Origin of the sequence: Cupriavidus sp. SZY C1, from assembly GCF_032190535.1 — a bacterium.
Taxonomy (GTDB): Bacteria; Pseudomonadota; Gammaproteobacteria; order Burkholderiales; family Burkholderiaceae; genus Cupriavidus; species Cupriavidus pauculus_C.
This window is the reverse complement of the sequence record NZ_JAUANU010000001.1, coordinates 800564-814263: the sequence shown is the minus strand read 5'-3', so window position 1 is coordinate 814263 and position 13700 is coordinate 800564. Positions and strand designations below refer to the sequence as shown.

Below are 13700 nucleotides of genomic sequence, written 5' to 3'. Positions count from 1 at the left end.
TCCAATCCATGGCAAGAATCTTCCTCCTGCTGGCTGTCGTGCTGGGCATCCTGTGGTGGCTGCGCGCGCGCGCCAGCGCGCAGAGGGGTGACGAGCAGGCCCAGGCGCAGGCGCGGCGCGAGGCCGCCCGGGCGGACGACGCGGACGGGTCGTCCGAGCCGATGGTCCAGTGCGCGCAATGCGGCGTGCACCTGCCGGGCAGCGACGCCATTGCCTGGCACGGCCTGCACTACTGCCGCCGCAGCCATCTGCCCGATTCCGCCGGCGAGGGCGGCGCATGACGCGGCGGCCGTCGGCCTGGGCCAGGCTGAGCGGCTGGCACCTGCTTGCGGCGCTCTGGCGCCAGCCCGAGCCGCCCGACTTCCACTGGCGCCTGCTGCGCTACTTCTGCTGGACCCGCGCCGCCGTGGCGCTGCTGCTGCTGGGCTATGCCTGGCTGCCGCTGGAGCGCGGCAGCAGCGCCGTGTCGATGGTCGGCATCGCCACCAGCGCCCGTACGGCGGCGGCCATCCCCGTGGTGGTGCCGTATCTCTGCATCGCGCTGGTCACGCTGCTCGGCACACTGTGGCGGCGCCACTTCCACCTGCGCGTGCGCGCCCAGGTCATCGTCGATCTGCTGCTGCTCGCCGCCATCTACCTGGTGCTCGGCGGCGCCGGCAGCCACGGCGAAGGGCTGGCGATGATCTTCCTGCTGCCCGCGCTGGAGGCCGGCGCGCTGACCAGCCTGCTGTTCGCGCTGTTCACGGCGGCCGTGTCGGCGATGCTGGTGATGTTCAACCCGTTCGCCCAGACGCTGCTGGCCCGCCAGGCCGACGCCAACCTGCTGGGATCGGGGCTGTTCGGGCTGGTCTTCATGATCGCCGCGCTGGTCATGTACACGCTGGCCAACCGCCAGATCGCCCAGGAGCAACTGGCGCTGGCCCGCGAGCAGGAACTGCGGCTGCAGCAGCTTGTGAACCGGCTGATGGTCAACGACATGCAGGACGGCGTGATGCTGGTGCGCGCCAACGGTGCCGTGGTGGCGGCCAACCCGGCCGCGTTCGTGCTGCTGGGCGTGCAGCCGCACGAGCGGATCAAGCAGGGGCAGGTGCGCGCCGGCGAGCGCGAGAACGTGCTGTTCGACCTGCGCCGCATCCCGCGGCTGCAGCCGCTGATGGAAATGCTGCGCGACTGGATTCATCGCAAGGACGACGTGCCGCGCATCCTGCAGTTGCTGCCGCTGCCATCGCGCCCGTCGGCCAGCCGCTCGCCGATGCTGCACACGCGGCTGCGGCTGCGCTTCGTGCTGCCGGGGCTGGCCGGGCTGCGGGCCACGCTGGGCGGTGTGTCCACGCTGGGCGGCGACACGGCCGGCCTGCACGACATGTCGCCCGAGGGCGCGGCGCGGCTGCGGCTGGCCATCGCCCAGAACGAGGCCATGGCGTGGAGCCCCGAGGACGAGACGCTGCTGCGCAGCGAGATGCGCGACACGGTGCTGGTGCATATCGAAAGCTGGGAACGCATCGCCGAGCAGGTGCAGCAGGAAAAACTGGCCGCGATGGGCCGGCTGGTAGCCAGCGTGGCGCACCAGATCCGCAACCCGCTGGCCGCGATCAGCCAGGCCAATGAACTGCTGGCCGATTCGGGCGGCGGCGAGGGCAACATCGACGCGCGGCTGCTACGGATCATCAGCGACAACGTGCGGCGGCTGGACCAGGTGGTGTCCGACGTGCTGCAGCTGTCGCGCCGGCCCAGGACCGACCAGAGCGCCGTGGACCTGGCGCAGGCGCTGCCCGAGATCGTCGACCGCTGGCGGCTGGAAATGCGCGCGCGCGCCGGCACCCGCGCCGAGGTCAACGCCAATGCGATCCGCGTGACCGTGGACCTGCAGGGGCCGGTGATCTTCGACGTGGCGCAGTTGCAGCAGGTGCTGGGCAATCTGCTGGACAACGCCTGGCGCTACTGCAGCCGGCTGCCCGGCGCAATCCGCATGCTGGCCCACGCGCTGGACCAGCACCATGCGGAGCTGATCGTCTGGAACGACGGCGCCGAAGTGGCGCGCGACCAGCAGCGCAGCCTGTTCGAGCCATTTTTCACCAGCAATCCGCAGGGCACGGGGCTGGGCCTGTTCATGGCGCGCGAGCTGTGCGGGGCCAATGACGCGCAGGTGCGCTACGGCGCCATCGTGCTGGACGCGCTGCTGGAGCGCACCGGCACGCTGGCCGGCGGGGCGCGCGATACACTGCCGGCCAAGGCGTTCGTGCTGACGATGCGCCTGCAGGCACCGGACGTGGTCGACGCGGCCATCGCCTCCCACCCCGCTACCGCCACTGCCGCCCCCGCCCGCACGCCGCCGCGCACCGCACAACAATAACCGGACACCCACACCGCCATGCCAGCCCGACCGCCCGCTCCCGATCCGATCCTCGTCATCGACGACGAGGCCGACCTGCGCGAGCTGCTGGACATCTCGCTGCGCCGCATGGGCCATGACGTGGTGATGGCCGGCTCGCTTGCCGAGGCGCGGCTGCGACTGGCCGAGCGCCGCTACAGCCTGGTGCTGACCGACATGCGGCTGGGCGACGGGCTGGGCATCGACATCGTGCGGCAGTTGTCGGCGTCGCCCGAACGCACGCCGGTGGCGGTGATCACGGCCTACGGCAGCGCCGACAACGCCGTGGACGCGCTCAAGGCCGGCGCGTTCGACTACATCGCCAAGCCGGTGTCGCTGGACCAGCTGCGCACGCTGATCCTGAACGCGCTGGGGCGCCAGCAGCGCGCGCCGGTGGAGGGCGGGCAGGGCGCGGAGGCGTCGGAGCTGGCCGACCGCGCGGCGGGGCTGCTGCCGGGCGTGTCGGCGGCCATCAACGAGGTGCGGCGATCGCTGTCGCGGCTGGCGCGCAGCATGGCGCCGGTGGTGATCAGCGGCGAATCGGGCAGCGGCAAGGAGCGCGCGGCGCGCGCCATCCACGCCATCAGCGCGCGCTCGGCGCATTCGTTCGTGGCCGTGAACTGCGGCGCGATTCCCGAGACGCTGATGGAGGCCGAGTTCTTCGGCCACGTGAAGGGCGCCTTCACGGGCGCCGACGCCGAGCGCGGCGGCTTCTTCCAGGCCGCCCATGGCGGCACGCTGATGCTGGACGAGGTGGCCGACCTGCCGCTGGCGATGCAGGTCAAGCTGCTGCGCGCGCTGCAGGAACGCCGCGTGCGCAAGATCGGTGCCAGCAAGGAAGACAGCGTGGACGTGCGCGTGATGTGCGCCAGTCACAAGGACCTGGCCGCGATGGTGGCGGCCGGATCGTTCCGGCAGGATCTTTATTACCGGCTCAACGTGCTGGAACTGCGCATGCCGACGCTGCGCGAGCGCGTGGAGGACGTGCCGGTGCTGGCCCACGCCATCCTGGAACACCTGGCCACGCGCTACGGCGACGCGCATCCGAAGCGGCTGTCGCGCGCGGCGCTGGAGCGGCTGACCGCCTACCCGTTCCCCGGCAACGTGCGGGAACTGGAAAACCTGCTCGAACGCGCCTATGCGTTCGCCGAATCGGAAGAAATCGCCGTGGCGGACCTGGGCCCGCTGGACGCCGGCATGGAACGCGCGACGCTCTGGCAGGCCGGTGCGCCAGCGCCGATGCTGGCGCCCGCGCCGGCTCAGGCCGGCTATCACGCCTGGGGCGCCTCGGCCGGCTGGCCTGCGTCGACCGGCATGGCCGCGCCGGCCGCGCCGCCGCCCGAACTGGTGCCGGAACCGGCCCCGGGCGCCGCCGTGGCGCCCGACCCGCTGGCCACGGCGCTGGAAGACCTCGCGTTTCCGATCGACCTGCCCGCGCGGCTCGAAGCCGTGGAGCGCGAGCTGATCCTGCGCGCGTTGCGGCAGACCGGCTTCAACCGCACGGCCGCCGCGCCGTTGCTGGGGCTCAATTTCCGGCAGTTGCGCTACCGCATCCAGCAGCTCGGCATCCGCGACGAGCGCGAGGGCCGCGAGGGGCAAGCCGCCACCGACGACGGCGAGTCGCTGCCCGAAGGCGAGGGACGCGATGCCTGACACGGCCGGCGCGCCCGACGCCTTCCTGCCCGACGCCGACGGCTGGGTGCCGGCCGCGCGCCGCGTGCCGTCGCCGAACCACGACGCACGCCCGGACGGCGAGCCGGTGGACGTGGTGGTCATCCACAACATCAGCCTGCCGCCCGGCCAGTTCGGCACGGGCGACATCGAGGCGTTCTTCCAGAACCGGCTCGACGTGGCGCGGCATCCGTTTTTCGAGACGATCCGCGACGTGCGCGTGTCGGCACACTTCCTGATCGCCCGCGACGGCGAGCTGGTGCAGTTCGTGCCATGCCGGCTGCGGGCGTGGCATGCGGGCCAGTCCGACTACTGCGGACGGCCGCGCTGCAACGACTTCTCGATTGGCATCGAGATCGAAGGCGCCGATGACCAGCCGTTCACGCTGGCCCAGTACGACACGGCCGCCGCGCTGGTGGCGGGGCTGCGGGTGGCCTATCCGATCCGGGGCGTGGCCGGCCACAGCGACATCGCGCCGGGCCGCAAGACCGATCCGGGGCCCCATTTCGACTGGGACCGTTTTGCCAGGCTGGCCGGACTGCCCGACAGCCTGCTGCCCTACCGGCACCCCGGCGACGACCCCGACTAGGGATTTATCCCGGTGTTGCACAAACGCCGCACGCACCGTTTGCACCCGGAGTGATGCCGGAAGACCTTACGTGGCGCAGGGTGTCATCACGGTGAAAAATTGCGGTGCAGCGGCCCGCGCGCCGCATCATTCCGGCGCATTCGCCGCTACAATCGCGCCCCCGGCCGGACGCTGTCCGCCCGATTCCGGGGCGCCTATCGGTGATCCATTCCCAATAAAAATTATTTCCGGATTATGTGCGCCGCCGAACGTGACGGCGCCAAGCCTTGAGGCAGCGCGCTTTGCGGGAATGTGGCGCCGCCGCACCCGCCGGCGTGGACGCCGCCACGCACTTGTCAAGACTGGTCATTCGCTTGCGTTTCACTATACTTAGGCCCAGTTTTGATCGGCACCACAATATCTAGTGGTGCTGCCGGGGAACCGGCCCGGAAGTGCAGCAGGCGCCGCCGCAGGATGCGACGCCTGGGCCAGGCAAGGCCACCGGGCCGGCGCAGTACCGAAAGTCCCTAGCAAAATGTCCGTACGAGCAGTTTGGTTCGCATTTGGCAGCACCGGAATCAAGTGTCTTAGACAGCGCATTTTGCTAGGGACTTTGTCGTCTCAGTCGAAGAACTACAGCACTCATTACAGGGTTAAAACCGGAGTTACCTCATGCAAACGGCCCAAAACGAACAACAAACCACTGGCGTAACCGGCGCCACCGGCATTGGTGGCGCGGCAGCCGGCTCGCAGCAGGGCGCAGCCGCCGCAGGCGTTTCGTATCAGGACTACAAGCTGATCCGCCGCAATGGCGCCGTGGTGTCGTTCGAGCCGAACAAGATCGCCGTGGCCATGACCAAGGCATTCCTGGCCGTGAACGGCGGACAGGGCGCGGCCTCGGCGCGCGTGCGCGAGATCGTGGAGCAACTGACCCAGGACGTGGTGCGCGCGCTGCTGCGCAGCCGCCCGAACGGCGGCACGTTCCATATCGAGGACGTGCAGGACCACGTGGAACTGGCGCTGATGCGCTCGGGCGAGCATGAGGTGGCCCGTGCCTACGTGCTGTACCGCGAGAAGCGCACCCAGGAGCGCGCGCAGGCCAACGCGCAGGCCGTGGCCCGCGTGCAGGAATCCGGCGTGTCGTTCAACGTGACCGACAACGGCGCCTCGCGCCCGCTGGACCTGGTGGCGCTGCACGCGCTGATCGACAACGCCTGCAGCGGCCTGGGCAGCGCCGTGAGCGCCGAGCCGATCCTGAAGGAAACGCTCAAGAACCTGTACGACGGCGTGCCGATGACCCAGGTCTACGATTCGGCCATCCTGGCCGCGCGGACCCTGATCGAGAAGGACCCGGCCTACAGCCAGGTGACCGCCCGCATCCTGCTGCACACGATCCGCAAGGAGATCCTGGGCGCCGAGGTGACGCAGGCCGAGATGTCGGCCAAGTACGCCGAGTACTTCCCGAAGTTCATCGCGCGCGGCATCGAGGCCGAGCTGCTGGACGAGAAGCTGGCCACCTATGACCTGGCCCGCCTGGGCGCCGCGCTGGACGCGTCGCGCGACTTCCAGTTCAACTACCTGGGCCTGCAGACGCTGTACGACCGCTACTTCCTGCACGTGGACGAGCAGCGCATCGAGATGCCGCAGGCGTTCTTCATGCGCGTGGCCATGGGCCTGGCGCTGGAGGAAAAGGACCGCGAGGCCCGCGCCATCGAGTTCTACCAGCTCCTGTCGTCGTTCGACTTCATGTCGTCCACGCCGACGCTGTTCAACTCGGGCACGCGCCGCTCGCAGCTCTCGTCGTGCTACCTGACCACGGTCTCGGACGACCTGGAAGGCATCTACGAGGCGCTCAAGGAAAACGCGCTGCTGTCGAAGTTTGCCGGCGGCCTGGGCAACGACTGGACCAACGTGCGCGCGCTGGGCTCGCACATCAAGGGCACCAACGGCAAGAGCCAGGGCGTGGTGCCGTTCCTGAAGGTGGTCAACGACACGGCCGTGGCCGTGAACCAGGGCGGCAAGCGCAAGGGCGCGGTCTGCGCGTACCTGGAGACGTGGCACCTGGACATCGAGGAATTCCTGGAACTGCGCAAGAACACCGGCGACGACCGCCGCCGCACCCACGACATGAACACGGCCAACTGGATCCCGGACCTGTTCATGAAGCGCGTGATGGAAAACGGCGAATGGACGCTGTTCTCGCCGTCCACCTGCCCGGACCTGCATGACAAGGTGGGCAAGGCCTTCGAGCAGGCGTACCTGGGCTACGAGGCCAAGGCCGCCAGCGGCGAGCTGAAGCTGTTCAAGAAGGTGCCGGCCATGCAGCTCTGGCGCAAGATGCTGGGCATGCTGTTCGAGACCGGCCACCCGTGGATCACGTTCAAGGACCCGTGCAACATCCGCAGCCCGCAGCAGCACGTGGGCGTGGTGCACAGCTCGAACCTGTGCACGGAAATCACGCTGAACACGAACGACAGCGAAATCGCCGTGTGCAACCTGGGTTCCGTGAACCTGGTGGCGCACCTGAAGCAGCAGGCCGACGGCACGCACGTGCTGGACCACGCCAAGCTGCAGAAGACCATCCGCACGGCGATGCGCATGCTCGACAACGTGATCGACATCAACTACTACGCGGTGGACAAGGCGCGCAATTCGAACCTGCGCCACCGCCCGGTGGGCATGGGCATCATGGGCTTCCAGGACTGCCTGCACGTGCTGCGCACGCCGTACGCCAGCGACGCCGCCGTGAAGTTTGCCGACACGTCGATGGAAGCGGTCTGCTACTACGCCTACCAGGCGTCGACCGAGCTGGCCGAGGAACGCGGCCGCTACAGCTCGTACGAGGGCTCGCTGTGGGATCGCGGCATCCTGCCGCAGGACTCGCTGAAGCTGCTGGCCGACGAGCGCGGCGGCTACCTGGACGTGGACCTGTCGTCGACGATGGACTGGGACAGCCTGCGCGCCCGCATCAAGCAGCACGGCATGCGCAACTCGAACTGCATCGCGATTGCCCCGACCGCCACGATCTCGAACATCATCGGCGTGTCCGCCTGCATCGAGCCGACGTTCCAGAACCTGTACGTGAAGTCGAACCTGTCGGGCGAGTTCACGGTGGTGAACGACTACCTGGTGCGCGACCTGAAGGCGCGCGGCCTGTGGGACGAGGTGATGGTTGCCGACCTGAAGTACTTTGACGGCTCGCTGGCCCGCATCGACCGCATCCCGCAGGACCTGCGCGACATCTACGCGACGGCGTTCGAGGTGGAGCCGACCTGGCTGGTGGAGGCCGCGAGCCGCCGCCAGAAGTGGATCGACCAGGCCCAGTCGCTGAACATCTACATGGCCGGCGCATCGGGCAAGAAGCTGGACGACACGTACAAGCTGGCCTGGCTGCGTGGCCTGAAGACGACGTACTACCTGCGCACGATGGCCGCCACGCACGTGGAGAAGTCCACGGTCACGCGCGGTTCGCTGAACGCGGTGTCGTCGGGCGCCACCGGCGGCTCGGCCATCGACGCGGCAGCCGCGTCGGCCCCGGCCATGCCGGAAGCCGAAGGCGCGGTATGCACGATGCGCCCGGGCGACCCCGGCTTCGACGAGTGCGAAGCCTGCCAGTAACACATTGCATCCCCCCTCGGACTGCTCCCCGTTCCCGCCATGCGGGCGCGGGGCCGGGGGAGAGGGCCGGCGCATCGCTCGCCGACGCGCGGTGCCTGAGCCGCCCCTAATCGAATCTTGGAGAACACAACATGCTGAGCTGGGACGACGACGTTCAAGCCACCCCGCAGGCCCAGCCTGCCCTGCAACCCGCCATCCCGCCCGCGCCGGCCGCCACGGCTGACCAGATGGGCGTGCTGCCGCCGGCCGCCACGGCCCCGGCCGGCATCCTCGGCAACAACCCGAACGCCGCCGCCGCCCAGAGCACGCGCCGCGTGAACGCCGCCGACAAGCGCGTGATCAACGGCGCCACCGACGTGAACCAGCTGGTGCCGTTCAAGTACAAGTGGGCGTGGGAAAAGTACCTGGCCGGCTGCGCCAACCACTGGATGCCGCAGGAAATCAACATGTCGCGCGACATTGCCCTGTGGAAGGACCCGAACGGGCTGACCGAGGACGAGCGCCGCATCATCAAGCGCAACCTGGGTTTCTTCGTGACGGCCGACTCGCTGGCCGCCAACAACATCGTGCTGGGCACCTACCGCCAGATCACGGCGCCTGAATGCCGCCAGTACCTGCTGCGCCAGGCGTTCGAGGAAGCCATCCACACGCACGCCTACCAGTACATCGTGGAGTCGCTGGGCCTGAACGAGGCCGAGATCTTCAACGCGTACCACGAGGTGCAGTCGATCCGCGACAAGGACGAGTTCCTGATCCCGTTCATCGACACCCTGACCGACCCGTCGTTCAAGACCGGCACGCCCGAGAACGACCAGAAGCTGCTGAAGAGCCTGATCGTCTTTGCCTGCATCATGGAAGGGCTGTTCTTCTACGTCGGCTTCACGCAGATCCTGGCGATGGGCCGCCAGAACAAGATGACCGGCGCGGCCGAGCAGTACCAGTACATCCTGCGCGACGAGTCGCTGCACTGCAACTTCGGCATCGACCTGATCAACCAGATCAAGCTGGAAAACCCGCACCTGTGGACGGCCGAGTTCAAGGCCGAGATCACCGAGCTGTTCAAGAAGGCCGTGGACCTGGAATACCGCTACGCCGAGGACACCATGCCGCGCGGCGTGCTGGGCCTGAACGCGCCGATGTTCAAGAGCTACCTGCGGTTCATCTGCAACCGCCGCTGCCAGCAGATCGGCCTGGACCAGCTGTTCCCGAACGAGGAAAACCCGTTCCCGTGGATGAGCGAGATGATCGACCTGAAGAAGGAACGCAACTTCTTCGAAACGCGCGTGATCGAGTACCAGACCGGCGGCGCGCTGTCGTGGGACTGATCGGTCACCTGATCGAACCATGCGCTACGCGATTGAAGGGTCGGCTGCAGCGTAACAACGACAAGCATTGAACAGTCCAGGGCAGCCGGGACGGGTGTGACGGACATCGGGCGGGGAGCCCGGTGTCCGTTTTTCTTTTGGGGTGGGAATGGGTGGAGGGGGTTAAACCGTGCGTCTGCACGGTTTCATGTTGAAAAGTGGGTAACCGTCCCATAAACCGTGCGATCAAACGGTTTTTATGGTTTTATCGCGCGGAAGCCAATAAAACCATGCGATCAACTAGTTTTTGTCGGTTCCCGTGCTATCTTGGTTGAAACTAGTCGATCGCACAGTCTGGCGCACCCCATCATGCAATACACCCTCCAGCAAGCCTCGGACATCGGCGGCGTGATTCGCGCCGCGCGCAAGACGGCCAACCTGCGCCAGGACGACGCCGCCGGCGCCGTGGGCGTCAGCGAATCGTTCATGGTCAAAGCCGAGCGGGGCGCGGAAACCGTCCAGTGGGGCAAGTTGTTCCAGATCCTGCAGGGCTTTGGCGTGCGGGTGACCGTCGACATCCCGGACACCGATCTCGACGCGCTTGCCGAACAACTGGCCCGCGCCGAACGCCGGGCCGACGCCCGCCGGCAGCGCGCCCGGACCCGCGACGGCGACCCGCAGGCGCCAGCGTCCTCGACGGGAGAGATCGAATGACCGGGCGCGAACTGCTGGCATCGATCGACGGCAGCCTCGTCGGCACCCTGCGCGAGGACGGCAATCTCTGGAGTTTCGAGTACGCGCCATGGTGGATGGCCGACGCGTCCGCGTTCATGCTGAGCCCCCACCTGCCGATGCAGGCCGGTCCGCAGGCCGACGGCGCCACCGAGCGCGCGGTCCAGTGGTATTTCGACAATCTGCTGCCGGAAGAGGGCGCCCGGGCATTGCTGGCCCGCGACGCCGGGCTGCGCGACATCCACGACGCCTTCGCGCTGCTGGAATACTACGGACGCGAATCGGCGGGATCGCTGACGCTGCGCCGGCCGGACGACGTCGCGCCGCCCGACCACACGCTGCGGCCGCTCACCGACGCCGAACTCGATACGCGCATCCGCAACCTGCCGACCGTCCCGCTGACGCACGATGCACCCAAGAAGATGTCCCTGGCAGGCGCGCAGCACAAGCTGGCCGTGGTCCTGCGGGACGGCCAGTTGTTCGAGCCCAGCGGGCAGGCCGTGTCGACCCACATTCTCAAGCCCGACCATCCTCAGACGGACAACTATCCGTATTCGGTGATCAACGAGTGGTTCATTATGCGGCTGGCGGGCCGGGTGGGACTGGATGTTCCCGAGGTCGAGCGTCGCTACGTGCCGGCGCCCGTGTACCTGATCCGCCGTTTCGACCGGGCCGTGTCCAATGGCGTGACGACGCGCCTGCACGCCATCGACGGCTGCCAGCTGCTGAACCTGTCGCCGGCCATGAAGTACTCGGCATGGTCGCTGGCGTCGCTGGCCCGGCTCGCCAACGCGTGCCGGGCGCCCGCCGCGGCGCGGCTGCGGATCTACCGCTGGCTGCTGTTCTGCATCCTGGTCGGCAATGGCGATTCGCACCTCAAGAACCTGAGCTTCCTGGTGGATCGCCAGGGCATCTCGCTGGCGCCGCACTACGACCTGTTGTCCGAGAGCGCCTACGAAACCCGCGCCTACAGCCCGCGCGAGCGCTGGCCGGACCTGGTCGAATTCACCAGCCCCATCGCGGGCGAGCGGCGCTATGCCGGGTTCACGCGCACGTTGCTGGTCGATGCCGGCCAGTCGCTGGGCCTGACGCGCCCCACGGCCACGCGCCAGGTCGACGACATGCTGCGGATGATCCCGGCGCACGCCGATGCGCTGCTGGCCGAGACCCTGGACGAGAACGACCGGCTAGGCGCCGCGCGGCCCGAACTCCGCGCCACGTTTGCGGGTGAAGCGCGGCTGCTGCGCACCATCCGCCATGTGGTGATCGACGAAACCGTGGCGCGCCTGCTGGCCTGAGCGCGCCACACCGGCGGGCTCAATCCGCCGTCGCTCCCGACCGCTTCACCACCGATGCCCACTTGCGGATTTCGCTGTCCACAAACTTGCCGGTATCCGCCGGCGTCATCGGCATCGGTTCCGAGCCGCGGTCGGTGATGAACTTGCGCAGCTCCGGCGATTGCAGTGCCTTGACCGTTTCCGCGTTGAGCTGGCTGACGATGGCGGGCGGCGTGCCGGCCGGGGCCATCATCACGGCCCAGCCCAGGGCCTCGAAGCCCGGTACCCCCTGCTCGCGCACGGTGGGCACCGACTGTAGCTGCGGCACCCGCTGCGCCGTGGTCACGGCCAGCGGCACGGCCTTGCCGGACTGGATCAGCGGCATGGCGGCCGTCACGGAATCCACCATCAGCGGCACCTGGTTACCCAGGAAATCGGCCTGCGCCGGGCCGCTGCCCTTGTAGGGGATATGGACGATGAAGGTGCCGGTCTGCGCCTTGAGCATCTCGGCCGACAGGTGCTGCGTGCCGCCGATGCCGGCGCTGGCGTAGCTGTACTTGCCCGGCGCCGCCTTGGCCTTGGCGATCAGGTCGCGCAGCGAGCCGAAGCCCGACTGCGGCGTGGCCAGGAACACCAGCGGCACCGAGAACACGCCCGAGACCGGCGCGAAATCCTGGCGCGGATCGTAGTTGACCTTCTTGTAGAGCGTCTGGTTGATCGCCATCGCGCTGCCGGCCATGACCAGCGTGTAGCCGTCGGCGGCCGCCTTGGCGGCGACTTCCATGCCGATGTTGCCGCCGGCCCCGGCGCGGTTCTCGACGACGATCGACTGGCCTAGCTGTTTGCCGAGTTTTTCGGCCAGCGCGCGGGCAAAGATGTCGGTGGCCTGGCCCGGCGGGAAGGGCACGATCAGCTTGATGGGCCGCTCGGGCCAGGCTGCGTGGGCGGTGCCGGCGGCGGCCAGCAGCAGCGTGGCCAGCGTCAGGCCGGCGTGGGGGCGCAAGAACTTCAAGGGGGTCTCCTCAACTGTTTGGCGAAATGGCGACGTCTTTGTGCATGGCGTCGTTCCCCGCGATTCTACGCGCGCCATTTTCAGAATCGGCTCAAAGACGGTGGGACGCCGAGTCCCTACGATCGACTGCGGACATCAACGAAGGAGAGCATTCCGATGCGAGCGGTCGTACTGCAACAGATGGGCGAAGCCCCACGCTTCATGAGCTTCCGTGACCCCGAACCCCGTGCCGGCGAAGTGCTGGTGCGCGTGTGCGCCGCCGTGATCCGGCCGGCGGACCTGGCCATTGCGCGCGGCCTGCACGCGTGCATGCCGCTGGAACTGCCCTATGTCTGCGGCAGCGATGGCGTGGGCTACCTGGCGGACGGCCAGCGCGTCTACTTCCGCGCCGAGCGCAGCCCGTTTGGCGCGATGGCCGAGTTCGTGCCGGCGCACTGGACGGTGCCGGTGCCGGACGAGGTGGAGTCGGCCCCCGCGGCCGCGCTGGTCGGGCCGGCCGTGCAGGCGTGGCTGCCGCTGGCGGTGCGGGCCGATCTGGCGCCGGGTGAGACCGTGCTGATCCTGGGCGCGGCAGGGCTGGCGGCGCGCCTGGCCGTGCAGGCCGCACGGCTGCAGGGTGCGGCGCGCGTGATCGTGGTGGGCCACCGCATCGACCTGGCCCACGTGACCGGCGCCGATGCGATGGTCGACCTGGCGCAGCCGCCCGCCACGCTGCAGCAGGCGTTCGCGGGCTTCGCGCTGGAAGGCATCGACGTGGTCGTGGATTTCCTGTGGGGCGAGGTGCTTGAGCTGCTGCTGGCGGCGCTGGTGCAGGCGGGCGGCCCGCCGGCGTCGGCGCGCGACCACGGCACTCGGATCGTGACGGTTGCCGACCGTCGCATGGCGCCGAGCGTGCTGATGGCGCCGTCGGCCCTGCGGGATTCCCGCGCCGTGGTGATGGGCTGCGGCCCCGCCAGCTATCCGCTCCCGGAAGACCTGAGGCTGCTGGTGGAGGACGTGCTGGGCTGCATGCGCGAGGGCCACCTGTCGGTCGACGCCGAGCAGATGGCCATGCAGGAGGTGGCCGCGGCGTGGCGGCGCGTGGGCGAGACCGGCCAGCGCGTCGTGCTGACGCTGGAGTGAGCGCGGGCCGGGATCAGGCGGGGCG

General features: G+C 68.7%; 10 protein-coding genes. 9 read left to right on the top strand and 1 reads right to left on the bottom strand.

Annotated features, from left to right (window positions below; genetic code table 11):
• Positions 1 to 8 precede the first annotated feature (8 nt).
• The 8 genes from QTN24_RS03820 (at position 9) to QTN24_RS03785 (ending at position 11562) form a co-directional block, all read left to right on the top strand.
• Positions 9 to 281, top strand: coding sequence for a PP0621 family protein (locus tag QTN24_RS03820; RefSeq protein WP_313835340.1), 273 nt, complete (start codon positions 9 to 11; stop codon positions 279 to 281).
• Positions 278 to 2353 (top strand): histidine kinase dimerization/phospho-acceptor domain-containing protein, encoded by a 2076-nt coding sequence (locus QTN24_RS03815; RefSeq protein WP_313835339.1) that lies wholly within the window; start codon positions 278 to 280, stop codon positions 2351 to 2353. Before QTN24_RS03820 ends, QTN24_RS03815 begins: the two co-directional genes overlap by 4 nt.
• 18 nt (positions 2354 to 2371) lie before the next feature.
• Positions 2372 to 4024, top strand: coding sequence for a sigma-54 dependent transcriptional regulator (locus tag QTN24_RS03810; RefSeq protein ID WP_313835338.1), 1653 nt, complete (start codon positions 2372 to 2374; stop codon positions 4022 to 4024).
• A complete protein-coding gene (gene ampD, locus QTN24_RS03805) occupies positions 4017 to 4631 on the top strand; it encodes a 1,6-anhydro-N-acetylmuramyl-L-alanine amidase AmpD (protein ID WP_313835337.1) in 615 nt (204 codons plus the stop codon). The genes QTN24_RS03810 and ampD overlap by 8 nt, the downstream gene beginning before the upstream one ends.
• A gap of 651 nt (positions 4632 to 5282) precedes the next feature.
• Complete coding sequence (locus QTN24_RS03800) at positions 5283 to 8228, top strand: ribonucleoside-diphosphate reductase subunit alpha (protein ID WP_124683238.1); 2946 nt, start codon at positions 5283 to 5285, stop codon at positions 8226 to 8228.
• A 131-nt stretch (positions 8229 to 8359) separates the two neighbouring features.
• Positions 8360 to 9553 (top strand): ribonucleotide-diphosphate reductase subunit beta, encoded by a 1194-nt coding sequence (locus QTN24_RS03795; RefSeq protein ID WP_124683239.1) that lies wholly within the window; start codon positions 8360 to 8362, stop codon positions 9551 to 9553.
• A gap of 348 nt (positions 9554 to 9901) precedes the next feature.
• Positions 9902 to 10246: a helix-turn-helix domain-containing protein gene (locus QTN24_RS03790; protein ID WP_313835336.1), complete on the top strand. Its 345-nt coding sequence runs from the start codon at positions 9902 to 9904 to the stop codon at positions 10244 to 10246.
• Positions 10243 to 11562 carry a HipA domain-containing protein gene (locus QTN24_RS03785; protein ID WP_313835335.1) on the top strand — a complete coding sequence of 440 codons (1320 nt, stop codon included), beginning with the start codon at positions 10243 to 10245 and terminating at the stop codon, positions 11560 to 11562. The genes QTN24_RS03790 and QTN24_RS03785 overlap by 4 nt, the downstream gene beginning before the upstream one ends.
• Positions 11563 to 11581: 19 nt before the next feature.
• On the opposite strand, the gene QTN24_RS03780 is transcribed toward QTN24_RS03785, so the two are convergent.
• On the bottom strand, positions 11582 to 12553 hold the full coding sequence (locus QTN24_RS03780; RefSeq protein ID WP_409558973.1) for a tripartite tricarboxylate transporter substrate binding protein: 972 nt from the start codon (positions 12551 to 12553) through the stop codon (positions 11582 to 11584).
• Between the two features lie 156 nt (positions 12554 to 12709).
• Between QTN24_RS03780 and QTN24_RS03775 the strand changes: the two genes are divergently transcribed.
• Positions 12710 to 13675, top strand: coding sequence for a zinc-binding alcohol dehydrogenase family protein (locus tag QTN24_RS03775; protein ID WP_124683242.1), 966 nt, complete (start codon positions 12710 to 12712; stop codon positions 13673 to 13675).
• Positions 13676 to 13700 lie beyond the last annotated feature (25 nt).